The organism is Paenibacillus sp. FSL R5-0908, from assembly GCF_038006245.1.
In the GTDB taxonomy this organism is placed as follows: Bacteria; Bacillota; Bacilli; order Paenibacillales; family Paenibacillaceae; genus Paenibacillus_AQ; species Paenibacillus_AQ odorifer.
In genome coordinates this window covers 6,045,508-6,069,150 of sequence record NZ_JBBOUV010000001.1, presented here as the reverse complement: position 1 = coordinate 6,069,150, position 23,643 = coordinate 6,045,508, and the positions used below count along the sequence as shown (strand labels likewise).

Annotated in this window: 19 protein-coding genes; 15 read left to right on the top strand and 4 right to left on the bottom strand. The window is 45.8% G+C overall.

Annotated features, from left to right (window positions below):
- Positions 1–316 precede the first annotated feature (316 nt).
- From MKZ09_RS27550 to MKZ09_RS27530, 5 genes are all read left to right on the top strand, one after another.
- Positions 317–1,969 carry an extracellular solute-binding protein gene (locus MKZ09_RS27550; RefSeq protein ID WP_076207054.1) on the top strand — a complete coding sequence of 551 codons (1,653 nt, stop codon included), beginning with the start codon at positions 317–319 and terminating at the stop codon, positions 1,967–1,969.
- Between the two features lie 183 nt (positions 1,970–2,152).
- Positions 2,153–3,058, top strand: a complete 906-nt coding sequence (locus MKZ09_RS27545) for an ABC transporter permease (protein ID WP_036679607.1) — start codon at positions 2,153–2,155, stop codon at positions 3,056–3,058.
- Between the two features lie 19 nt (positions 3,059–3,077).
- Positions 3,078–3,965: a carbohydrate ABC transporter permease gene (locus tag MKZ09_RS27540; protein WP_076207056.1), complete on the top strand. Its 888-nt coding sequence runs from the start codon at positions 3,078–3,080 to the stop codon at positions 3,963–3,965.
- A gap of 83 nt (positions 3,966–4,048) precedes the next feature.
- Positions 4,049–5,812, top strand: a complete 1,764-nt coding sequence (locus MKZ09_RS27535) for a sensor histidine kinase (RefSeq protein ID WP_076207058.1) — start codon at positions 4,049–4,051, stop codon at positions 5,810–5,812.
- The gene (locus tag MKZ09_RS27530; RefSeq protein ID WP_256719260.1) at positions 5,799–7,451 is read left to right on the top strand and encodes a response regulator transcription factor; all 1,653 of its coding nucleotides are present in this window, start codon (positions 5,799–5,801) and stop codon (positions 7,449–7,451) included. Before MKZ09_RS27535 ends, MKZ09_RS27530 begins: the two co-directional genes overlap by 14 nt.
- Before the next feature lie 78 nt (positions 7,452–7,529).
- Here the strand turns inward: MKZ09_RS27530 and MKZ09_RS27525 are convergent, their stop codons facing one another.
- On the bottom strand, positions 7,530–8,357 hold the full coding sequence (locus tag MKZ09_RS27525; protein WP_036679597.1) for a TerC family protein: 828 nt from the start codon (positions 8,355–8,357) through the stop codon (positions 7,530–7,532).
- 662 nt (positions 8,358–9,019) lie between these two features.
- Between MKZ09_RS27525 and nifB the strand changes: the two genes are divergently transcribed.
- The 10 genes from nifB to MKZ09_RS27475 all read left to right on the top strand — a co-directional run bounded on the left by nifB (position 9,020) and on the right by MKZ09_RS27475 (position 19,953).
- Positions 9,020–10,396 (top strand): nitrogenase cofactor biosynthesis protein NifB, encoded by a 1,377-nt coding sequence (gene nifB / locus MKZ09_RS27520; protein ID WP_076138135.1) that lies wholly within the window; start codon positions 9,020–9,022, stop codon positions 10,394–10,396.
- Positions 10,397–10,399: 3 nt separating this feature from the next.
- Positions 10,400–11,269 (top strand): nitrogenase iron protein, encoded by an 870-nt coding sequence (gene nifH, locus MKZ09_RS27515; protein ID WP_235219430.1) that lies wholly within the window; start codon positions 10,400–10,402, stop codon positions 11,267–11,269.
- A 75-nt stretch (positions 11,270–11,344) separates the two neighbouring features.
- A complete protein-coding gene (nifD, locus tag MKZ09_RS27510) occupies positions 11,345–12,808 on the top strand; it encodes a nitrogenase molybdenum-iron protein alpha chain (RefSeq protein ID WP_076138138.1) in 1,464 nt (487 codons plus the stop codon).
- Positions 12,805–14,346 (top strand): nitrogenase molybdenum-iron protein subunit beta, encoded by a 1,542-nt coding sequence (gene nifK / locus MKZ09_RS27505; protein ID WP_076138139.1) that lies wholly within the window; start codon positions 12,805–12,807, stop codon positions 14,344–14,346. The genes nifD and nifK overlap by 4 nt, the downstream gene beginning before the upstream one ends.
- Positions 14,347–14,423: 77 nt before the next feature.
- Positions 14,424–15,788, top strand: a complete 1,365-nt coding sequence (gene nifE, locus MKZ09_RS27500; RefSeq protein WP_076138141.1) for a nitrogenase iron-molybdenum cofactor biosynthesis protein NifE — start codon at positions 14,424–14,426, stop codon at positions 15,786–15,788.
- Positions 15,778–17,115 (top strand): nitrogenase iron-molybdenum cofactor biosynthesis protein NifN, encoded by a 1,338-nt coding sequence (gene nifN / locus MKZ09_RS27495; RefSeq protein WP_076138143.1) that lies wholly within the window; start codon positions 15,778–15,780, stop codon positions 17,113–17,115. The genes nifE and nifN overlap by 11 nt, the downstream gene beginning before the upstream one ends.
- Positions 17,081–17,485, top strand: coding sequence for a NifB/NifX family molybdenum-iron cluster-binding protein (locus MKZ09_RS27490; RefSeq protein WP_076138145.1), 405 nt, complete (start codon positions 17,081–17,083; stop codon positions 17,483–17,485). The genes nifN and MKZ09_RS27490 overlap by 35 nt, the downstream gene beginning before the upstream one ends.
- Positions 17,469–18,035, top strand: coding sequence for a DUF269 domain-containing protein (locus MKZ09_RS27485; protein ID WP_076207060.1), 567 nt, complete (start codon positions 17,469–17,471; stop codon positions 18,033–18,035). Before MKZ09_RS27490 ends, MKZ09_RS27485 begins: the two co-directional genes overlap by 17 nt.
- 38 nt (positions 18,036–18,073) lie before the next feature.
- Entirely contained in the window at positions 18,074–18,826 is a 753-nt protein-coding gene (locus MKZ09_RS27480) for a HesA/MoeB/ThiF family protein (RefSeq protein WP_076207062.1), read from the top strand.
- Positions 18,823–19,953, top strand: coding sequence for a homocitrate synthase/isopropylmalate synthase family protein (locus MKZ09_RS27475; protein WP_076207064.1), 1,131 nt, complete (start codon positions 18,823–18,825; stop codon positions 19,951–19,953). The genes MKZ09_RS27480 and MKZ09_RS27475 overlap by 4 nt, the downstream gene beginning before the upstream one ends.
- Before the next feature lie 92 nt (positions 19,954–20,045).
- Here the strand turns inward: MKZ09_RS27475 and MKZ09_RS27470 are convergent, their stop codons facing one another.
- The 3 genes from MKZ09_RS27470 to MKZ09_RS27460 all read right to left on the bottom strand — a co-directional run bounded on the left by MKZ09_RS27470 (position 20,046) and on the right by MKZ09_RS27460 (position 23,432).
- Positions 20,046–20,936: a carbohydrate ABC transporter permease gene (locus MKZ09_RS27470; RefSeq protein ID WP_036679567.1), complete on the bottom strand. Its 891-nt coding sequence runs from the start codon at positions 20,934–20,936 to the stop codon at positions 20,046–20,048.
- 27 nt (positions 20,937–20,963) lie between these two features.
- Positions 20,964–21,848, bottom strand: a complete 885-nt coding sequence (locus MKZ09_RS27465; protein ID WP_036679565.1) for a carbohydrate ABC transporter permease — start codon at positions 21,846–21,848, stop codon at positions 20,964–20,966.
- Positions 21,849–22,055: 207 nt separating this feature from the next.
- A complete protein-coding gene (locus MKZ09_RS27460) occupies positions 22,056–23,432 on the bottom strand; it encodes an ABC transporter substrate-binding protein (protein ID WP_076207066.1) in 1,377 nt (458 codons plus the stop codon).
- Between the last annotated feature and the right edge of the window lie 211 nt (positions 23,433–23,643).

Below are 23,643 nucleotides of genomic sequence, written 5' to 3'. Positions count from 1 at the left end.
CAGGGCAATCCTCAACGCAATCCTCAGTCCATACCTCCTACACTATGTACCGCCGGCTCACTATATAGGTAATCTTGATGGCTAAGATTCTTAAGGGTTAGCATAAGGATCAGCCTCTTTTTTGTGTAATTAATTACCAATACATAGACACTTACAAACTCACAGTATTATGATAATCAGAGTGACCCTAAAGCGGAGCTTTGTTAGGCGAACATGAATAGGTAAAGAAAAGATACCGAATGTAAACGGTTCACACTCGCTGTGTTAACGCTTTCTTCTTACAATTAGGATATAGAAAATAAGGGAGGTTTAATAGATGAAAAGAAAGATTAAAGGCTTGCCTTTAATGGCATCGGCCATAGTTTTATCATTAGTTTTCAGTGGTTGCTCCAGCAATAATAGTGGAAACAGTAGTAGTTCCGCAGAGGGAAACACTAGTGCGCAAACGGAAATGGAAGGCGGCCCTTTAACCAAATATGATCCGCCGATCAAACTTCGCTCCACGATGAACGAAACAGGCAAAGAGACGCTGGCGCAGGGCGATACACATTCCAATAACATCTGGACCAGAGGATACGAGGAAGAACTTGGGATTAAAGTGTCCTATGACTGGATTGTGGCTGATGCCAACTATAACGATAAAATGAACGTTACCTTGGCGAGCGGGGATTTACCTGATTTGTTAAAGGTGTCCACGGTGCAATTCGAGCAGCTTTATGAAGCTGGCATGTTGGAGGATTTGACCGGGGTATTTGATAAATATGCTTCGGATCTTGTCAAAGAATATTACGCAGAAGAGGACGGAGCAGGGCTAAAGCCGGTTACGAAAGATGGAAAACTGATGGCGATGGTAAGCTTCCCGGGTTCGCTGGATTCCTCTGATATGATATGGATTCGAAAAGACTGGATGGACAAGCTGAATCTGGCAGAGCCAACATCCATGCAGGATATTATTAAGATTGCAGAAGACTTTACATTTAAAGATCCAGACGAAAATGGCAAACAGGATACTTACGGCATTTCGTTGAACAAGGACTTGCCAATCAATGCGTTTCTACTCGGGTATCATGCTTACCTGGAAACTTGGATCAAAAACGCCGATGGCGAGGTTGTGAATGGTACGATTCAACCGGAGGTAAAGGCTGGACTTGCGGAGCTGCAAAGATTGTATAAAGAAGGAGTCATTGATCCAGAGTTTGGGGTAAAAGACTTTGCCAAAGCGATGGAGGATGTGAATGCTGGTAAATCCGGTATGTTATTTTTGCCGCAATGGGCCCCTTTCCAAGTAAAGGACATGATTAAAAAGGATCAAAATGTTAACTGGGTGCCTTATCCAGTACAATCTATTGATGACCAACCTGCCAAAACCCAAAACCATCTAACAATTGGCGGCGTATTCGCGGTCCGTAAGGGCTACGAACATCCAGAGGCATTGATCAAGCTGCTTAACTTCCAAGCAGAGAAAATGTTTGGGGAGTCCGCTAAAACGGAACGGGCAAAATATTTGAACGGGGACACAGGTCTGGGCTTCCAAAATGCGGTTGTATCCAACCTGCCACCGAACAAAAATGTAAAGGCACAGGATGAAGTGGAAAAAGCCCTTGAATCGGGGGATACCTCAAACATGGGCCTTGAAGCTAAATTATTCTATGATGATATTCAAAGCTACCGCGGTGGAGATCTTGATAAATGGCATATGGAACGGATCTTTGGACCGCTTAGCTCACAATCGGTTATCAAACACTACCGCGACAATGACTTGGTGTTGATGAATGAGTTCATTTATGCCCCAACCAAAACGATGAACAGCAAAGCGGCTACCTTGGATAAACTGCGTGCAGAGACCTTTGTCAAAATCATTTACGGAAGTCTTCCTATCGATGAATTCGACAAATTCGTAGCCAACTGGAAAAAGCTCGGTGGAGATCAAATTACGAAAGAAGTAAATGATATCGTAAAAGCAAACTAGTAAAAACGACGCAGAAGAGGACTGCCCCTAGTCATGATAATGACAAACGGGCAGTTCTTTTTTTGGCTGAGCAGCTATTCGGTTCGATAACCAGGTCAACAAAAGATACTTAAAGTCAATACGCTACACTATTAAGGCAATTTGGGGCTGCTCTATAATTGAGATACAAGGAGGAGAAAGCATATGCACTTTAATACTAAGCAATTTCTACGTAATATTCCGCTCCATTTAATGATTTTACCTGCCTTAATAGTGATCATTATTTTTAGTTATATTCCGATGGCTGGCCTTGTAATTGCCTTCCAGAATTTTTCCCCGATTTCAGGGTTTAAGAATATGAACTGGACAGGGCTCGAAAACTTTCGTTATTTGTTTGAGCTTCCCGGTTTTGGTCAGGTCGTATGGAATACTGTATTTATCTCCGTCATGAAAATTATTGCTGGGCTGACCGTGCCAGTTATAGCGGCTTTATTGCTTAATGAGGTTCGTGTAAACGGCTTCAAACGTTCGATTCAGACGATTATTTATATGCCGCACTTTTTCTCATGGGTTATCTTGGGCGGGATTATCGTAGATGTACTGTCTCCGAGCAGCGGGATTGTCAACATGCTTTTAAAAGCATTAGGCATGCAGCCTATTCAATTTCTAGCCGACAATAGCTGGTTCCCATACGTACTAGTGATCACAGATCAATGGAAGGAGTTTGGATTCGGGACGATCATTTATTTGGCGGCTTTAACCAGCATTGACTCCTCCCTTTATGAAGCTGCTGTAATCGATGGTGCCGGAAGATGGAAGCAGACGTGGCATATTACGCTTCCGGGCATTCGCCCGATTATGATCCTGATGCTTACACTCAGTCTTGGCAACGTCCTGAACGGGGGATTTGACCAAGTGTTCAACCTGTACAATCCGCTAGTGTATGAATCAGGTGATATTTTGGACACGATGATTTACCGAATTGGTCTACAGGATGCTCAGTACTCTGTATCGACCGCATTAGGATTGATAAAATCTGTAGTTTCCTTCGTATTTATCGGGCTGGGTTATTATCTGGCGTATCGTTTTGCTAAATATCGGATTTTTTAGAGAGAAAGGAGTGGACTAAATGCACCATACTTCAACTGCTTATCGTTGGTTTCTCCGCTGCAATTATGTATTTCTGACTTTGCTCGCAGTGTTTTGTCTTTTTCCGATCGTGAACATTCTGGCGATCTCCTTTAGCTCCAGCGCAGCTGTTAACGCGGGTAGCGTAACCTTCTGGCCTGTGGATTTCACACTTTCTTCCTATAAATATATCCTTCAGAACAACCAGTTCATTCATTCCTTCGGAACTAGTCTGCTCCGGGTAGTGCTTGGCGTATCCGTTAACCTGTTGTTTACGATTCTAGTAGCTTATCCGCTGTCTAAAGAGGCAACGTCCTTCCGCTCACGGACCGTGTACGCCTGGATTTTTGTGTTCACGATGCTCTTCAGTGGGGGTCTGATTCCTGGCTATTTAATTGTAAAAGAAATGGGGCTGCTGGATAGCATCTGGGCGCTTGTTATACCGGGCGCGGTGCCGATCTTTAATGTTCTGCTTATGCTCAATTTCTTCAGAGGTTTGCCAAAAGAATTGGAGGAAGCCGCATGGATGGATGGCGCGGGACACTTACGCACGTTATGGAGTGTGTATCTGCCGGTATCTATGCCAAGTATTGCGACCATTACGTTGTTCGCTTTGGTGGGTCACTGGAATGCATGGTTCGATGGTATGATTTATATGAGAAGCCCGGAACATTATCCGCTGGCCACCTATTTACAATCCATACTTCAGCAGGTATCGATCCAGACTGAAAATATTACTTTTGAACAAGCTGCGTTATTAAATCAAATCTCAGACCGTACAACGCAAGCCTCCCAGATCTTCTTGTCTATCATTCCGATCCTGGCGATTTATCCGTTCCTGCAAAGATATTTTGTGCATGGACTAGTCGTGGGTAGTGTAAAGGGGTAAACTGGACTGGACCTAAATATAAGAAGGAGCCTGAACATGGCTCCTTCTTTATTATTATTCGATAGAAGAGGGGGAAAATTCCAATGAAATCATTCTCCATCGGGTGGAACCCCGATTCCATTGTGATCAAGCTGATCGGAGCTTTCCTATTGGTCATGCTTCCACTCTGTGCGCTGAGTATATCTATTACCTACTATAGCTCCAACCAAATGCAAGCTGAAGTGGAGAGGGCGAACGAATCGAAGGTTCATTTTTACTATAGCCATCTTGAATTTGAGCTGCAACGGATAACGGGCTTAGTCACGGAGTACTCTCAGGATGAAACGCTGGCTACCTTCAGTACCCGTATTCCAATTATGAGCCGGTACGAAGTGGATTCTAATCTGAACAATATATACACCAAGCTAAAACAAATCAAAGAAACCAGTCCTTATATTAGTGATGTTGTGTATTATGTACCGGAAATTAATAAGCGGGTTAGCGCTGCGGTGGGGGTTAGGGATGTCACCAACGAGGAATGGCAAAGTCTGCTGGCCACTATGGGCAATCTGAAGGGTGCTTTATCTAAATACGAAGACGAGTTATATTTACTGCGCAGTAATCCCTATAATCTGGATCGCAATCTTTCACCTAATTTTTTGCTGGGAGTGAAGCTTTCCTCACCTGAGCTTGAGTTGCGTTTGAAAGAATTTGCGGTATCAGGGGGGAGCGATATTACCTTAGCCTTCGGCAATAACGATTATGTGATATCAACTTCTGACCAAGAGCCCAGGTTGTTCCCCATAGAAAAACCGCTAAATAGTGAAGAGACTGTAAGTGTGCAGCGGTATCGTTTTGATAATTCTTTTTACTATTCGCTCTACGATCACAGCAATAACTTTAGGCTGACCGCAAATATTCCCAACACGGTGCTCATGAAGCCGATTCATGTCTACTCATTGCTGCTATGGTTGTTGTTCGTTGTCTCGATAGTGATCATTATCTTGTTCTCTTTATGGACGTACAGGATGATTCATCGCCCGATGTCTATTCTTATCAGAGGATTTAAGAAAGCGGAGCAAGGGCAGACGGGGATCTTTATTACTCACTCCCGCAGAGATGAGTTTGGGTATCTGTATTCTCGTTTCAATGAGATGCTTAAGCATCTGAATACGTTAATTGATGAGAACTACGTGCAGCGTATCCGGACAGGGGAAGCGGAGCTTAAACATTTACAATCGCAGATCACCCCTCATTTTCTCTATAACAGCCTATTTAGCATAAAACAGATGGCTGAGGTGGAAAATGTTGAGCTGATCAAGGAGTTCTCCGATTATTTAGGGCAATATTTTCGGTACATGACCCGGGATTCCGCCCAGGAGGTTACTTTGCAGCAAGAGCAGGAGCATGCTTTGGTCTATCTGGCTATACAGCGGATTCGTTTTGGCGCGAGAATTAGAGCTGAAGTGGATGAGATTGCAGCGGATTGCCGGGACATCAAAGTCCCGCGGGTTCTCCTGCAGCCCATCATTGAAAATGTATTCGAGCATGGGCTTAAGCAAAAAAGCAGCAATGGCCTATTAAAAATGAGTTATGAAAAAGTTGAGCATACGCTGACTATTATAATAGAAGATAACGGTGACTCACTTAGTGAGGACAAGTTAAATCTTTTGCAGCGCCAGTTCTCCGAGCAGAATGCCATTCAGGGGGAAATCACGGGTTTATTAAATGTGAATCAGAGATTGAGGATCAAATTTGGTTCCCCTTATGGCTTGCAGGCAGAGAGAAGTTGTTTGGGCGGACTTTGTGTAAGAGTCAATTTACCGCTTAAAGGGGACGTGCAGGATGCAACGAATGATGATAGTTGATGATGAGCCTAATATTTTGGATGGGCTGTACGAATTTTTTGTAAAGGCAGATTTTAAAGATTTGGAGATCATAAAGGTTCATTCAGCGGATCATGCCATAGACTGGCTTAATACCGTAAAAATAGATATTGTGCTTAGTGACATCTGTATGCCAGGTATGGATGGGATGGCGTTGATTCAGGAAATTGTCGACCGCTGGCCGCGTTGTAAAGTAATTCTGCTGACAGGACATAATGAATTCGATTTTGCCCATCAGGCGATCCGAAATCCTTGTGTAGTCGACTATTTATTGAAGACAGAGGGGATGGATAAAATTCGTGCCACTGTGGAGCTGACTTTGGAGAAAATATCTTCAGAAGAGGATTATTTCTATAAAAGCCAGTGGCTTCGCGATAAGCTCCCGCGTGCTCTGCCCCAGTTACAGCAGCAGTTATTACACGATATTCTAAGACGCACCGAACGGATAGACCGGCAGAGCTTACAGGTTGAATTTGACGCCATTCAGCTCCCGTTCAAAGCGGATGGACCCGTCCTGCCTATTATTCTGCGGATGGAGGCTTGGCGGAATTATGAAACGGCTTCAGACCGGAGTTTAATTCGTTATGCGGTAGCCAATATTGCGGAGGAGCTGCTCAGCGACAAGGTTGAAGTTAAGGCTGTGGATCTGGATCCGGGAACGATAGCTTGTTTTGTTCAGCCTAAAAGTGAAAGTGTGCCCTCAATCAGGGAAGAAGAGCTTTGGTTAAAAACGCTCCGCTTCGTCCACGGAACAATGGAATCCGTTCAGCAAGCCTGTGGCAAATGTCTGCAACTATCTGTGTCTATCATCGCCAGTGATCAGGAAGTGCATTGGCATGAGCTGAACTATGCCTTGAACCGTTTACGATTAGCCATTTTTGATAGCCCCGGACTTGGGATGGAAAAGCTGCTGAGGATAAATACCAAGGAAGTGAGCCCAAGTCCAGGTTCTATGCATAACCGAAATGCAACAGCGGAACTGCTGCTCGACTATTTAAAACAACGGCTGCTTGAGGGTGATCTCGATTGGGGCACATCTTTTCGCAAATGGGTGGAGATCTCGGGGGAAGGTGGGCCGGAGGATCCTTTTTTGAGATTAAGATTAATGTCGGGGATCAGTAATACCCTGCTGCAGACTTTACAAGAGTTAGGTTTAACGGAAAAAGCCCATAGCGGTATGAATTTATCACGTATGTTATATTTTAATATCAACACACACTGGTCGGATGTCATCTCTTTTTATCACACGTTTTTTGAATGGATTATCTCGAACAGAAGCGCAACCTATAAACATGATGAATCGAATATCCTGTCCATGATCCACCAATATATTAAATCCCATTTGGCCGATGATTTGTCCTTAACCCGGATTGCGCAGGAAGTCTCACTTAATCCGTCCTATCTGTCACGCTGGTATAAAAGAACGACAGGGAAGGGGATTTCTGATTATATTCTGGAGAAAAAAGTGGAGCTGAGTAAGGAGCTGCTGCTTGGAACTGCTCTAAAAATGCACGAGATCTCCGGCCAGCTCGGGTTTAGTGATCAGCACTATTTTTTTCGATTCTTCAAAAAAACCGTTGGCTGTACGCCGCAGGAATATCGAGAGCAAAAACGAGGATAAATAACAATACCCCGAAAGACGGACACCTGTTCAGAAGGTGCATCTTTCGGGGTATTGTTTGTGGCTGTATTTTAACGATTATTTACCGAGTTGTTTGTCTACTTCTCTAACCGGATTCTCGCCAACATTCTCTTCAACCTTGTGGCTACTCATAAACCAGCCGATTACAGCGATGAGTACGAGCACAACGTAGAAGGTGGCTTTCCACCAGGTACTATGGGCGAAATCTTCGGACAGAACACCAAGTGAAGGGTGCGCCAATGTAATGACTGAGAGCTTAACACCCACCCAACCTACGATAAAGAAGGCTGCAATTTCAAGCCCTGGACGGGAATGCAGCAGCTTAACGAAGAAGGAAGCTGCGAAACGCATAATGACCAGACCGATAAATCCACCGGCAAAGATGACGAGGAATTGTCCGCCATCGAGACCCCCGATTTTTGGAAGACCACTTGCAGGAAGAGCAACCGCGAGTGCAACTGCGGCTAGGATGGAATCGACCGCGAAGGCGATGTCAGCGACTTCTACCTTCAGAACAGTAAACCAAAAGCTGGATTTCTTTTTATTGACCGCACCGTCAGTGCCGCTTTCAGCAGCTTCATCTGTGACGGGCTTCTTAAACAACAGTTTTCGGAAAATATGATTACCCGCGATAAATAATAAATAAATCGCGCCGATGGCTTGTACTTGCCAGATATCGACCAGATAGGAGATGACAAATAGCGAACCGAATCGGAACACGAACGCCCCCGCTAATCCGTAAAACAACGCTTTTTTTCTTTCCTCATCAGGAAGGTGCTTAACCATAATTGCCAATACCAATGCGTTATCTGCGGCGAGTAGTCCCTCTAGTGCTACCAGAACAAGCAATACCCAACCGTACTCTAATAATAATCCCCAATCCATTACTGTTGTCCTCCCTTTTTGAATGCAAATATCTACCAAAAGATATCTACCCTACCATTTTAACCAAATTTATATAAAAAAGACCTTTACCAAACAGATTAGCCTTTGGAATAAAGGTCTAACCTGATTGGTAAAGGTCTCGCTAACAATGTGAATTGCCAATAAAGCCGGAGAATATCCTCATATTCTCGTATTGACGACTTTATTTAACAGCTACTCCCCTTTACGGGATATATTAAATTTTTAAGATTATTCAATGTGTTCTTGCCTAAAGAGATCATATACGAGATGAAAGTCATTGTCAATAAAAGTTGCAGAAATAAATGGATTCTATCTTTTAAGAATCATTAAAATGGCCAGAAACATGACATGATGACGGGAATCAACAGAGATTGAATAAAAATGGAAACGGAAACATGATACATATAGGTCATATAAACTAACATTTAATATGACGAAACTGCAAACATAAGGAAAAACAGGACTTAAAAAGGAAAAACTCAATTGACGAGGTTGGTTGATGAAAATATGATGAAACTAATCAAAGCAATCAAGCAAGATTTGTGTTAACTAAAGTTACATTATCTGTTCTATTAAAGTGAGTTTTACTGCGAAGAAGTACTAGAAGTTCATGCTGCATAAAACTTTTAGGAGGTGGGGAAATGCCGCAGACGTCATCGAGGTTATCCATTGAAGCAGAGGAGGAGCTCAGCCGCCATCCCTGCTACAGCGAGGAAGCTCATCGTTTTTTTGCTAGGATGCACATCCCGGTTGCTCCCGCCTGTAACATCCAATGTAATTACTGCAACCGAAAATTCGATTGTGTGAATGAAAGCAGGCCTGGTGTAGTTAGTGAAGTGCTAACTCCAGAGCAAGCTGAAAGAAAAGTGAAAGGTGTAGCCGCACAGCTGATGCAATTGTCGGTAGTTGGGATTGCAGGTCCGGGTGATCCGCTGGCGAATCCAGAACGAACCTTTGACACGTTCGAACGAGTCAAGCGGCAGGTCCCTGATGTTACTCTTTGCCTGAGTACTAATGGATTGACCCTTTACAGGCATGTAGATGCCATACTAGCGCTAGGTATCCGTCATGTCACGATCACCATCAATGCCATTGATCCCAATGTGGGCCGTGAAATTTATCCATGGGTTGTTGACGAAGGGATCCGGTACGAAGGACAAGAAGCAGCGGAGCTGCTGATCAGCCGCCAGCTTCAAGGTTTGGAGCTGCTGGCACAGCAAGGCGTTCTTGTTAAAGTTAATTCCGTTATGATTCCAGGGGTCAATGATCATCATCTCCCTGAAGTATCGCGAACAGTTAAAGCGCTTGGGGCAACTCTGCATAATGTGACGCCTTTAATTATCGCACCGGGAAGTCAGTATGAACGGGATGGGCGCAAGGCGCCGCGTCCTAAAGAACTGCACAACCTGCAGGAAGTGCTTGGGCGCGAAGGGATGAAGGTCATGCGCCATTGTCGGCAATGCCGTGCTGATGCCATTGGGCTGCTGGGTCAGGATCGTAATCAGGATTTTATATTAGAAAAGATGGATGCAAATCCAGTTATAAATGAGCAAGCTAGAGCGCTTTTTCAACGTGAACTTGATGCCAAAATCCGTCAGCGTGTCAAAGCCAAAGAGCTAAGGCAAAACTCTTTCCAGCAAGGGCAGCACACCACCAAAGTCGCTGTTGCTACGCGTGGTGGGGATAAGGTCAATCAACATTTTGGCCACGTGACAGAGTTCATGGTTTATGAAACAGATGGAGTAAGCGTGAAGCTGCTAGGTGTCCGAAAGATTCAGGCCTATTGCCACGGTAAAGCGGATTGTAATGGGGATAAGAATACCACGCTACAAGAAATTATTTCTATATTACAGGACTGTCAAATATTGCTCTGCTCTGGTATTGGCGATGTCCCTCGCGCCAGCTTAAATAAAGCCGGAGTATTGCCTCTGGTGCGTAAAGGTGAAATACAGGATGCGATTCTCGAAAGTGTGAAGATCAGCTCTTATTTTGAAAATATATCGATTTCGAAGGGATGATGAATGATGAGACAAATAGCTTTTTACGGTAAGGGCGGTATCGGTAAATCCACAACTTCGCAGAACACTTTGGCGCAGCTCGCCACTAAATTTGGTCAAAAAACAATGATCGTAGGCTGTGATCCTAAAGCGGACTCCACACGGCTGATTTTGAACACGAAAGCTCAGAATTCAGTGCTCCAATTGGCAGCAGAAAGAGGAACGGTTGAGGATTTGGAGCTCGAGGATGTAGTTCAGTTGGGATATGGCGACATTCTTAATGTGGAGTGTGGTGGACCTGAACCGGGTGTGGGTTGTGCCGGCCGCGGGATTATTACAGCTATTAATTTTTTGGAGCAGCAAGGGGCTTATGAAGGATTGGATTTTGTATCCTATGACGTACTTGGTGATGTGGTATGTGGTGGATTTGCAATGCCGATCCGTGAGAATAAAGCACAGGAAATTTATATCGTATGCTCCGGGGAAATGATGGCTATGTATGCGGCCAATAATATTGCGCGCGGAATTCTAAAGTATGCCAACAGCGGTGGCGTAAGATTGGGCGGTCTGATCTGCAACAGTCGTAATACGGACCGTGAGGATGAGCTCATTATGGAGCTGGCACGCCGTTTGAATACACAAATGATCCATTTTGTCCCGCGGAATAATGTGGTTCAGCATGCAGAGCTGCGAAGAATGACTGTAGCCCAATATAATCCTCATCATCAGCAAGCGAGAGAATATGAGATTTTGGCAGAAAAGATCCTGAATAACAATATGATGACAATCCCGACTCCGATTTCTATGGAAGAGCTGGAGGATTTACTCATGGAATTTGGTGTGATTGAGGATGAAGAGACGGCGCTGAAAAAGCTGAAGGCATCTGGCCAATAATTAGGTTCGTCCGGTGAACAGGAGTGGAGAGAAGGCTGTTCACCGGATCATTCTATGGGATGAGGAGGGTTCAGAATGGGGCTTAATATCGAAGATAACCAAAAGATGCTCGAAGAGATTCTTGAGGCTTATCCGGAAAAGGCACGAAAGGATCGTCAGAAGCATTTTGAAATCAATAATGAAGAGTTAATAAACTGTGGCAAATGCGCCATCAAATCGAATATGAAGTCCCGTCCGGGGGTTATGACCCAAAGAGGATGTGCTTATGCCGGTTCGAAGGGTGTGGTCTGGGGCCCGATCAAGGATATGGTGCATATCAGCCATGGTCCTGTAGGTTGTGGGCAATATAGCTGGGGAACAAGACGGAATTATGCCAACGGAACACTGGGGATTGATAATTTTACGGCTATGCAAGTGACGAGTGATTTTCAGGAGACAGATATTGTATTTGGCGGTGACAAGAAGCTTGAAGTCATTTGCCGTGAAATTAAAGAAATGTTCCCACTGGCTAAAGGAATTTCGATCCAATCAGAGTGTCCTGTGGGGCTAATCGGAGACGATATTGAAGCGGTGTCCAAAAAAATGTCTATCGAGCTAGGTCTCCCGATCATTCCCGTTCGTTGTGAAGGGTTCCGTGGGGTTAGCCAATCCTTGGGTCATCATATTGCTAACGATGCGATCCGTGATTTTCTGATGGGAAAGAAGGAGCTTGCGGAATGTGGTCCTTACGATATTAATATTATCGGAGATTATAACATCGGTGGAGACGCTTGGGCTTCACGCATTTTACTGGAGGAAATGGGTCTGCGTGTTATTGCGCAGTGGTCTGGGGATGGAACCATCAATGAATTGGCGATCGCGCATAAGGCGAAGCTCAATTTGATTCACTGTCATCGCTCCATGAACTATATGGTAACGACGATGGAGAAAGCATATGGGATTCCTTGGCTGGAATACAACTTTTTCGGGCCGACCAAAACCGCTGAAAGCCTTCGAGCCATCGCCGCAAGGTTTGATGAGTATATTCAGGAAAACTGCGAGAAGGTCATCGCTAAATACACGCCACAAATGGAGGCGATTATCTCTAAATTCAAACCCCGGCTGGAAGGTAAAAAGGTCATGCTGCTGGTAGGCGGATTACGTGCCCGCCATACACTGGGGGCTTACGAGGATCTGGGGATGGAGGTAGTGGGCACAGGTTATGAGTTCGCTCACAAGGATGATTACGAGAAGACATTTCCTGAACTTCCGGAAGGCACTATTATCTACGATGATCCAACCGCTTACGAGCTGGAAGAGCTTGCGCAAAGACTTGATATTGATCTGATGGGCTCGGGTGTGAAGGAGAAATATGTGTATCACAAGATGGGTATTCCTTTCCGGCAAATGCACTCCTGGGATTATAGTGGTCCTTACCATGGCTATGATGGGTTTAAGATTTTTGCTAAGGACATGGACATGACCATTAACAGCCCAGTGTGGAGCTTGATTAATTCAGGGAAAACAGGATCACTCCCTAAAAAGGAGGCGGGCGTATGAAGGATAAACTGGAGATTCCAGATTACAATACATTATTTCAAACTGAACCCTATGTGAAGCAACGCGAAGGAAAAAAAGCATTCGAGGCACCCTGCAGTGAGCAAGAGACAGCAGAAGCATTAGCCTACTCGAAGTCGTCTGAATATAAGGATAAGAATTTTGCCCGCACCTCACTGGTAGTTAATCCTCATAAAGCATGCCAGCCTCTAGGAGCCTTGATGGCTGCGCTGGGATTCGAGAAAACTCTGCCGTTTATACATGGCTCTCAAGGCTGCACTGCGTATTTTCGTAGTCATTTAAGCCGTCATTTCAAAGAGCCGACCCCCGCGGTTTCTTCCTCTATGACAGAAGATGGTGCGGTGTTCGGAGGGATGAACAATCTTATTGATGGTCTTGAAAATAGTGTGGCGCTCTATAAGCCAGAGATGATAGCTGTTTCTACTACATGTATGGCTGAGGTTATAGGGGATGATCTGCAGGCTTTTATATCCAATGCCCGCCAGAAGGGTGCAATTTCGAACGAAATTCCAGTGCCCTACGCCAACACGCCAAGTTTTTCGGGATCACATATTACAGGCTACGATTCCATGTTAAAGTCCATCCTTAGTACCTTGTTCATCCGCTCTGGGATTGAAGCTACCCCTGGCAGTGGAGAGGGAACTGGAGAGAAGCTGAATGTCATTTTAGGGTTTGAGCCTTATACGGGGAATTTTGCGGAAATTCGAAAAATCCTTGCCGCGTTTGATACAGGCTACACCTTCCTTGGTGACCACAGCGGCAATTTTGATTCCCCGGCTACAGGTGAATATTCCTATTATTATGGGGGAACGAAGCTGGCGGATGTGCCGAAGGCAGCTAATGCGTTGGGCACTCTTTCACTTCAGAAATATTCTGTCAAAAAAACATTGGATTACATCAGCAGCACATGGAAACAACAGACCGTTGCGATGTCGACTCCGCTGGGCATTCATGCGACAGATCGGTTAATAGAGTCTATTAGTGAATTAACGGGATTGCCCATTCCGCCTGAGCTTGTGGAAGAACGTGGCCGGGTAGTAGATGCTTTGCTCGATAGCCACCCTTATCTGCATGGCAAACGAGTGGCTTTAGTTGGTGATCCGGATTTGCTGATCGGCCTGATTGAATTCTGTCTGGAAGTCGGTATAGAGCCTATTCATATTGTGTGCTCCAATGGGGAAAACGGATTTAAAGAAGAAGCGAAAGCTCTGCTTGCTGCCAGCCCCTACGGGGCAGAAACGACAGTTCATATCGGAAATGATTTATGGCATATGCGCTCTCTGCTGGTTGATGATCCTGTAGATCTGGCCATTGGAAGCTCTCATCTTAAATTTGCTGCCAAAGATGCCAACGTTCCTTTGATCCGTGTAGGCTTCCCTGTCTTTGACCGCCATCATCTGCATCGATATCCAATTATCGGTTATCAAGGTGCCTTGAACTTGTTAACTACTATAGTAAATACAATCCTGCAGGGGTTGGATGAGGATTCATCTGGCTTCAACCACGATCTTGTTCGTTAGTCCAATATTTATCGTAGTGACACTGAATAATTGAGCATTTTAAGAGTAAGGAGTATTCAGTTACGGGAGGTGGTACGATGGAGTCCATCAGAAACGATGTATTCGACGCGCAAGCTTGCGGGAGCTTAACTCCGAAATCGAAGCCATGTCCACGCCCCAAGCCGGGCGAAGCGGCTGGGGGCTGCTCCTTCGACGGAGCCCAAATCACGCTGCTGCCGATCATGGATGCTGCGCATCTCGTCCATGGTCCGGCTGCTTGTGCCGGGAATAGCTGGGAAAGTAGAGGGGCTTTGTCAAGCGGGCCATCACTTTCACAATACGGATTTACTACAGATCTCAACGATAACGACATTATTTTTGGCGGAGAAAAGAAACTGAAAGATAGCATTGACTATATTGCCGGGCGCTTTATGCCTCCGGCAATATTTGTATATGCGACCTGTGTGACAGCATTGATTGGCGAGGATTTGGATGCGGTATGCAAGGAAGCGGCAGGCAGATTGGGGCTTCCTGTGATCCCCGTGAACAGTCCCGGATTCGTAGGCAGTAAGAATCTTGGAAATCGGCTGGCTGGTGAAGCGCTGCTACAATATGTCATTGGCACAGGTGAACCAGAGATTGAGATTCCTTTAGGTGTGAATTTGATTGGAGAGTACAATATCGCGGGTGAAATGTGGGATATCGAGAAATTAATGAAGAGTGTTGGAATTACGCTAATGTCCAGAATTACAGGGGATGCAAGATATAAGGAAATTACATGGGCACATCATGCAAAAGTGAATATGGTTGTGTGCAGCCGTGCATTGTTAGGTCTGGCAAAAGAAATGGAGGCAAGATACCACATTCCCTATTTCGAAGGCTCCTTCTATGGGGCCAAGGAGACAACTTATTCCTTACGTCAAATGGCTTATTTGCTGAATGACCGTGAGATGGAGCGGCGTGTGGATCGGTTGACGGAACGAGAGGAAAGCAGACTGATTCAGGAGCTGCGGCCCTACCGCAAGCTGCTTAAAGGAAAGAAAGCAGTTCTCTATACGGGTGGAGTAAAAAGCTGGTCGATTATTTCCGCACTGAAGGAGTTAGGCGTTCAGGTGGTAGGTGTAGGCACGAACAAAAGCACGGAAGATGATGTACGGCGTATAGCGGATCGTGTTGGTGATGACACCGAATATATCCCGGAGGGCGGGGCAAGCCGAATTATCAAAACCGTCCGGGATCGTAAGGCAGATATTATGATTGCTGGCGGACGGAATATGTATGTGGCAATGAAAGAGCAGATTCCGTTTATTGATATTAATCAAGAAAGACACAAGGCCTATGCTGGTTACGAAGGTTTACTAAGGCTGGCTAAGGAGCTGACGTATTCTCTTGCTAATCCAATCTGGAAGCTGGCTGCCAGTGCCGCTCCCTGGGATAAGGGGGAAACTTCCTATGACCGTTAACAAAAGGAGTAAACCGACTTCGGTTAATCCAATGAAAATAGGTCAATCCCTTGGTTCCGTACTGGCATTTCAGGGTTGCTACAAGGCATTGCCTATTGTGCATGGTGCGCAAGGTTGCTCCGCATTTCCGAAGGCGCTGCTTACCCGGCATTTTCGCGAGCCTATAGCCGTACAGACCTCTGCTTTGCAGGAGATGGATGTAATCTTTGATGCGAATCGTAATTTAGAGGAAGCTCTAAATACCATACTCAGTAAACACCGACCAGACATTATAGGCATTATTGGGACTGAGCTGACGGATGTGGCTGGAGTGGACTATCAATCCATGCTCAAGACCTATAAAAGGGAGCGGAACATGCGGGGTGGGCTTGCTTTTTCCGTCACCTTACCAGACTTTCGTGGTTCATTGGAATCGGGGTTCAGCTCTACCGTGGAGGCGCTGCTTGATGAGATGATTCAGCAGGTAGGCCATCGGGGTTCAAGGAGTGTGAATTCACGTCAGATTACCCTTTTGCCGGGATCGTTTCTGACGCCGGGTGATGTGATGGAGCTGAAAGAAATGATATCCTCCTTCGGTTTTGAGGTAATCGCTGTACCTGATATATCGACCTCTTTGTCTGGGCATCTGCTGACAGGATTTTCACCGCTAACAAGAGGTGGGGTGCCTCTAGATTCGATGCTGCAAAGCTTGCATTCGGGTCTAACCATTGCCATCGGCGGAAGTATGGAGCGTCCAGCTAGAAGACTGCATAATGCGCTGGGAACTCCCTACAAAGTATTCGAGAGTGCTATGGGGCTTAAAGCAACGGATGATATTTTGCAATTCCTGCATCAAATTAGCGGGGAGCCGGTACAGCTTCGTTATTGCTGGCAACGGGAGAATTTATTGGATAGCATGCTGGATGCTCATTTTCAATTTGCGGGGATGTCTGCACTTGTTGCGCTGGAGCCAGATCATTTGTATACCGTATCTTCTTGGCTTGAAGAGCTGGGGGTGGAGCAAAAGGCTCTGGTCACTTCCTATGAAACTCCTTTGGTGGTTGAGATGGAACGAGAGGTATGGGTCGGTGATCTGGATGATGTTGAGTTTTTGGGTAAAGGTGCAGATTTATGGATCGGTAACTCACATGGGATAAATGGAGCGGCGCGGTTAGATGCAGCATTTATGGCGGCTGGATTTCCCGTTTGGAATGAGCTTGGTGCTTATATGGCCACCTCTGTAGGGTATCGGGGAGCGATGGAGTGGACGAATAAAGCGGCGAATCTGTTAATGCGAAGGGAGGAGGAACATCGTGAAAGTAGCATTCGCTACAGAGGATGGAATTAGAGTGAATGCCCATTTTGGGCAGAGTCCGATGTTCGCCATTTATAAAGTTACCAAAAGTGGCGGGGAGCTTATAGGTCTTCGTAAACTGCCAACGATTCTCAATCAGGATGAAGCGGGCAAAATAGAGAGTCGTCTGGAGGTGGTAGAGGATTGCACGCTAATATTCATCATGCAGATTGGAGCCTCAGCAGCGGCAAGAGTCACACGTCGTAAAATTATGCCGGTAAAGGTTCCACCAGGCAGTCCTATCGATGAGCAAGTGAAGCGGCTTGTTGAAATGCTACAGGGCAAACCACCGATGTGGCTAGCCAAGGTATTACATGCTGAAAATGAAGCGGAAGGGGCGAGTGTAGATGGATCCCATAGCTAATGAGCGTGCTGCATTAATGGGCCGGGTTGCTCCGGAAGCGGCAGTATTAAAACGCCGTAGTCGAACCACGGAGAAAGAGCTGGATAAAGATATAGCAGAGATGTTCATACGCCGGTTGTGTCAATTGCTTGATACAGAAGACTTTTTTGGAAGGTATGCTTCTCTTCCACCACAGCAGAAGATTGAACGATTGTTTCTCGCTTCCCCTGAAGACAAGAACAAATCTGATTTTAACTGCGCGGTTACTCCAAAGGTCCGTTTGCAGGTTCCTCTCTTGTTTCAGGCGGTGGCGGGCGTGGTCGAGGAGAAAAGTGGGGTTCTGGTCCAGAGTTCTTCTGAAATAAACGGGGAAGGATTTGGGCGTGCTCTTTTATATAGTGATCGGATTATTCTTGTGTTAAAAAGCTTGAGAGCAGGTTTTCCGTTTCCTTTTACCTCTGAGGAGAAAGTAATTCGCTACGGCGTTGCTTGTGTAGAAGAAGGGTTGGCCTTTATGGATAAATTTAATGAAATGACAGCTCTCTATGGAACGGAGGGTCTGGAGGGTTAGATTCTAATGATGCAGCTCAGCTACAGGGAGGGAGCAAAATGGAGCAGCTTGTAGGCGGCAACGAACTGGAACGATACGCTCGCCAATTAAAGCTGCTTGGAGAAGGCGGGCAGAAAGCGCTAAAAGAAGCTACAGTGATGATTGCTGGAATTGGAGGGCTTGGAGGCACTGCCGCACTTTATTTAGCTGCTGCCGGAATCGGCAAGCTGATCTTGGCGCATGAAGGAAATATTGTGCCTCCAGATTTAAATCGACAGATTTTGATGGACAGTGATCATTTGGGTATGGAAAGGATGAGCACAGCAATCCAGCAGCTAAAACGTCTGAATCCAAATGTTGAAATGGAAGGATTTAATTCGAAGATTGAATACAATATGGCAAAACCTTGGGTAGAACAAGCCGATATAGTGATTGATGCACGGTATGATTTTCCGGAAAGATATATGTTGAACCGCCTATGTGTAGAAACCGGCACGCCAATGGTAGAGGCGGCGATGTATGGATTTGAGATTTCACTAACAACGGTTATACCTGGTGAAACCCCTTGCTTAGAGTGTCTTTATCCGGATGTGAATCCAGAATGGGAACCGTTTGGCTTTCCGGTATTGGGAGCAACCTCCGGAATTGCGGGTTGTCTGGCTGCGTTGGAAGCCGTAAAATGGGTTACAAGGGTAGGGACGACTTATGCGGGCGTAATGCATCGCTTCAATTCACTCGACTTCGCCTGTTACAGCGTCCATATTACCCGTAATCCGAATTGCACTTGCTGCGGAGAGGAAGGTAAACCGTGAAAAGTCTCAGGCTATGTGACACGACACTTAGGGATGGTGAACAGGCGGCTGGAGTTTCATTCACGAGGGAAGAAAAGCTGGAAATCGCAAGGTTGCTGTCGGAATGCGGAGTGGAGCAAGCAGAGGTAGGAATTCCTGCCATGGGCAAGCAAGAGCAAGAAGATATTGCGGCTATCGCTGATTTAGGTCTACCTATGAAGATGATGACTTGGAATCGGGCTTTGGAAAGTGATATCGACAAAGCTTGGGCGACGGGTGTGAACTGGAGTCATGTATCGATCCCTGTCTCGGAAATTCAATTACAAGGTAAGCTAGGTTTAACACCTGCCAAAGGTCTGACAAGATTGCTGCATGCGACGGAATATGGTCAACGGCTAGGAATGACTGTGTCGGTGGGGATGGAGGACTCTTCAAGGGCAAGTATGGAGTACTTGGTTGAACTGGTAAATACATTATATAAAGAGGGCATTCGTTGGTTCCGTTATGCAGATACGGTATCTGCTCATCATCCGGGTCAAATGGCAGAGCGGGTAAGCACATTACTTAGTGCTGTTCCTGCAGATGTAGAGCTTGAGGTACACTGCCACAATGATTTTGGTCTTGCAGCTGCAAACACACTTAGCGGTATTGCCGCGGGTGCGGTCTGGGCAAGCACTACGGTAGCAGGGATTGGTGAACGTACCGGGAATGCAGCAATGGAAGAAGTAGTGATGGCTTGGCGTTATCTTTATGGCGGGGAGAGCAGCGTGCGTCCAGAGTGTTTGAAAGGGCTGGCGGATAGGGTGATCGCAGCCTCGGGCCGAAGTGTCGGCGATGCCAAACCAATCGTCGGATCACTCGCCTTCACACATGAATCTGGGATACATGTTGACGGTTTGTTGAAAGAAACAGCCACCTACCAGACCTTTGATCCCACTGAGGTGGGGAGAGCACATCATTTTGTGTTAGGTAAACATTCCGGAAGTGGGGGAGTCATGCATGTTCTGAACGCACATGGTTTAGAGGTTAGTGCTGGAACCGCGGGACGTTTGCTTGAACGGGTGAGAGACTATGCCGAAGTTAATAAAGTGAATGTGCCAGAGCTCCTCTTGGTTGAATGGCTGAGGGAGGATTGGCAACGACCGTAAGAGATATTAGTAAGAATGAATAAAGGCTGACAAGACGGGTACGAGACCTGTCTTGTTAGCCTTTTTATGTTGTTAGGATTAAGCTTATTGTGTTACCCCTTAACCGCGCCAGCGGTAATTCCCTTGGTCATCTGTTCTGTGAAGAGCAGGTAGATCAGGATGGTTGGGATAGCGATGATCGTCATAACCGCGAACTGTGCACCATAGTTGGATGAATACTCACCAGTGAATTTCATAATGGAGAAGGGAATCGTCTTAAGATCTTCCGAGGTGAGGAAGGTGTTCGCCATAATGAATTCATTCCACGTGCTGATGAAGTTGAGCACACAGATGGTTGCCAGCGCCGGTTTGGTGATGGGCAGGATGATACGGAAGATTAACCCGTAAATGCCACTGCCATCAATAACGGCGGACTCTTCAATAGCCCGCGGGATGGTCTCCAGGAACCCGGTCATAATCAGGACACTCATGGGGATGACAATGGCTGAGTAAGGCAAAATCAATGTGTACATATTGTTCAGCATCCCAAGCTTGTTAAACAGAATGAAGTTTGGCAGCAATGTGGCGTGAATGGGAATGATCATGCCTAACATGATTAGAGAGAGGACGATGCCGCTTAGCTTCCATTTCATCCGGGTAAACGCATATCCCATCATCAGGGACACCAGCGCAGAGAGCATAACAGTTATCACTGTAATGATAAGACTGTTGGCAAAATATCGTGGCACACGCCCGTAGGTAAAAGCGTTTCGATAGTTCTCCCACTGGGGTGGAGAGGGCCATTTCAGAAATGAGCTTCCAAAGAACTCACCGCTCTTGAGCAGGGAATAATCGATCAACCAAATAAGCGGAAATAACTGAATCAACGCGATGATACATAGGAACACCATCATTAGGATTTTGCCCGTTGTAGGCTTTCTGCGTTCTTGTTTGTGAAGGTTTAGCTTAGGGGGTGAAGCGGCAGGCGATAAGGAATTATTCATAGGATTTCCTCCGGTTACAGGGTTTCTTTAAAATTCTCCGATATCTTTCTTTAAAATCTTGTTGAGGATAACGGTTAGGATCAGGCAGAACACAATAAACAGAATCGAAATGGCATTACCATAGCCGTATAGCGATGATGAGAAGGCGGTTTTGTACAGATAGTTCCCTAGGAACTGTGTGCTATTTGCAGGGCCACCGTTGGTCATTAAGAATACGGTTTCCATTTGCTTAAGACAGGTGGTGACAGCGATGATGATGGCAACCCGCATCATCGGCGAAAGCAGCGGAATGATGATACGCGTGTAGAGGGTAAAGTTGTTGGCGCCATCTATTCTTGCGGCTTCGCTTAAATCTTCCGGAATGCCTTGCAGACCTGAATAATACAGCAGCAGTGCATACCCAAAGCCTTGCCACATAACAACAATGATGATGCACCAGATGGCCGTCTTTGGATCACCGAGCCAATCATGCGTTAGTGCGTCCAATCCAACTCCGCTCAGCAGCTTATTGAGCAGTCCGTAGTTTGGATGGAAAATTCCGGTCCACAGCTTGGCTGTAACGACGACAGAAATTACAGCGGGGATAAAAAAGATCGTCCGGAATATTTTTTCGTATTTGCCGGAATTGGTTAGGAATATCCCCATGAGAATGGCAAAGGGATGTTGTAAAAATACAGTGGCGGCGGTCAGGAGCAGGGCATTGACTAGCGATCTCCAGAACACTTTGTCATGAAATAGAATTTCACGGTAGTTATCAAAGCCGATGAAATTGTATTTGCCGATTCCGCCCCAATCCGTAGAACCGTAATAAGCGCTCATGAAGATAGGGATGCAGATCATAAAAGCAAATAGGAACAGTCCAGGTGCGATGAGTAAGAATATCGCTTTTTTGTCGCTTAACACTCTGTGCATGGAAATCTCCGTCCTTTTAAAGAGTAATCTATCTATTACCATCGTAACGGGAAGCCAGGCACCGGAACATGCCGTAAATTTCAGATCGGTGTATACATTTTTTCGAAAACAAAACCCCGGCCTCTGGGGGAAGCCGGGGTTTGCGCACTGCCATCTATTAGGTTACTTCAGGAGCGCTAAGGTTCATGTTTTTTGTAGTTCTCTGGTTTATTTACCAGCGAATTTATCGGATGCAGCATCCAGTGCTTTGGCGAATTCTTCAGGGGTAATTGCATCAGAAAGCAGGCTTTGATGCGCCTCCATTACCTTTTGCTTGAACTCATCGTCACCCACATCCTGCAGTGGAGTACCGCTGGAAGAGGTCATGGAGCTGAATACTTCAATCAATTCTTTTTGCAGCTGGGTTTCGTTACCCGTTAGGAATTGATCGAATTGCTGCGCAGGTGTACCCGCGCCAGCTTGCCATAGCATTTTAGACCAATGCTCTGGAGCGAAGAAATATTTCAAGAAATCAACAGCGGCTTCAGCATGTTTGGAGTTTTTGCTGACTGCATATCCACCACCATACCAAGCGGCATCATCGGTTGCTTTACCTTTAGCTGAAGCTGGGAAAGCGAAAGCACCTACGTTATTGCGGAATTCTTCAGAGAAGTTCTCGTCTGTTGCCAGACCCGACTCCCAAGCGCCCATAAAGAACATGGCAGCTTGCCCTTGTCCGAACAAGTTGCGTGCAGCACCGTAATCGGCAGTCAGCCAGCCATCGGCAAAACCTTTAGCATCGGCGAATTGCTGCATTTCAGTTGCAGCTGCAACGAGACTAGGATCTGTAAAGGATATTTTACGTGCAACAGCTTCATCCATTGTATTGAAATCGCCAGTCTGACGTTGGGCTACAAATTCATACCAGATAGGCAGTGTCCAAGCGTCCATACCATTCATAGCGATCGGGTTAATTTTCTTGGCACGAAGTGTTTTGACGGCGGCAAGCAAATCATCTGTGGTTTTTGGAACCTCGATGCCGTTGTCAGCGAATATTTTTTTGTTATAGTACATGACCATGTAGTCGGCACCACGCGGCAAGCCGTAAAGTTTACCATCTTTACTGAAGCCGTCCATGGATCCGGACACAAACTGATTACCTTCGAAGTCAGCGCTGTTCAGTTCAAGCAGCAGATCGTTATCCAGCAGGGGACTCAGGAAGGAGGGCTGACCCCAGGCTTGAATGATATCAGGCAGCTGATTGCTGGAGGCATACACTTTGATTTTTGATTTGTAAGGCTCATCTTGAAGCGCTTCCACTTCAATCTTGACGTTAGGGTTCTCTTTCATGTAAGCATCGATAATGTCTTGCTCTACCTTACCTGAACCATTTGCCCGATCCGCGAGCGCGGTGAAGAACTTCAGTGTGATTTTTTCGGCGGGTGTGTTTTCCCCTGCACTAGCTGTTGCTTCGGCAGTAGCTTCGGCCTCGTCATTTGTAGGTGCATTGGTAGCTTTCGCATTGTTATTTCCGCCACCGCAGCCTGCCAGCAGAGCTGGTAGCATTAGACTCATAAGTGCTAGCTTTATTCCTTTACCTTTCATCAAAAACCCACCTTTTTTATGAGATATATTTCCACGAGAACGGCTGTCATCAAACGAGGACGACAATGTCGTTTCTTCTTGCATCCCCATCTTAAGAGTTTATGACCGATAGAAACATGGTCCATATTTAAGAACTATGTAGGCATTTTTCAGTGATTGTAAAAAGCTGGTTCAGGGTTTAATGATTTCAGTTATACTTGGTTTACACATT

What these genes read in the sequence shown, in the direction of transcription:
- MKZ09_RS27550 (WP_076207054.1), top strand. Translation starts at nt 317, where the DNA reads ATGAAAAGAAAGATTAAAGGCTTGCCTTTAATGGCATCGGCCATAGTT.
- MKZ09_RS27545 (WP_036679607.1), top strand. Translation starts at nt 2,153, where the DNA reads ATGCACTTTAATACTAAGCAATTTCTACGTAATATTCCGCTCCATTTA.
- nifD (WP_076138138.1), top strand. Translation starts at nt 11,345, where the DNA reads ATGGGGCTTAATATCGAAGATAACCAAAAGATGCTCGAAGAGATTCTT.
- nifN (WP_076138143.1), top strand. Translation starts at nt 15,778, where the DNA reads ATGACCGTTAACAAAAGGAGTAAACCGACTTCGGTTAATCCAATGAAA.
- nifH (WP_235219430.1), top strand. Translation starts at nt 10,400, where the DNA reads ATGATGAGACAAATAGCTTTTTACGGTAAGGGCGGTATCGGTAAATCC.
- MKZ09_RS27460 (WP_076207066.1), bottom strand. Translation starts at nt 23,432, where the DNA reads ATGAAAGGTAAAGGAATAAAGCTAGCACTTATGAGTCTAATGCTACCA.
- MKZ09_RS27525 (WP_036679597.1), bottom strand. Translation starts at nt 8,357, where the DNA reads ATGGATTGGGGATTATTATTAGAGTACGGTTGGGTATTGCTTGTTCTG.
- MKZ09_RS27530 (WP_256719260.1), top strand. Translation starts at nt 5,799, where the DNA reads ATGATGATAGTTGATGATGAGCCTAATATTTTGGATGGGCTGTACGAA.
- nifB (WP_076138135.1), top strand. Translation starts at nt 9,020, where the DNA reads ATGCCGCAGACGTCATCGAGGTTATCCATTGAAGCAGAGGAGGAGCTC.
- MKZ09_RS27480 (WP_076207062.1), top strand. Translation starts at nt 18,074, where the DNA reads ATGGAGCAGCTTGTAGGCGGCAACGAACTGGAACGATACGCTCGCCAA.
- nifE (WP_076138141.1), top strand. Translation starts at nt 14,424, where the DNA reads ATGGAGTCCATCAGAAACGATGTATTCGACGCGCAAGCTTGCGGGAGC.
- MKZ09_RS27470 (WP_036679567.1), bottom strand. Translation starts at nt 20,936, where the DNA reads ATGAATAATTCCTTATCGCCTGCCGCTTCACCCCCTAAGCTAAACCTT.
- MKZ09_RS27535 (WP_076207058.1), top strand. Translation starts at nt 4,049, where the DNA reads ATGAAATCATTCTCCATCGGGTGGAACCCCGATTCCATTGTGATCAAG.
- MKZ09_RS27465 (WP_036679565.1), bottom strand. Translation starts at nt 21,848, where the DNA reads ATGCACAGAGTGTTAAGCGACAAAAAAGCGATATTCTTACTCATCGCA.
- MKZ09_RS27485 (WP_076207060.1), top strand. Translation starts at nt 17,469, where the DNA reads ATGGATCCCATAGCTAATGAGCGTGCTGCATTAATGGGCCGGGTTGCT.
- MKZ09_RS27540 (WP_076207056.1), top strand. Translation starts at nt 3,078, where the DNA reads ATGCACCATACTTCAACTGCTTATCGTTGGTTTCTCCGCTGCAATTAT.
- nifK (WP_076138139.1), top strand. Translation starts at nt 12,805, where the DNA reads ATGAAGGATAAACTGGAGATTCCAGATTACAATACATTATTTCAAACT.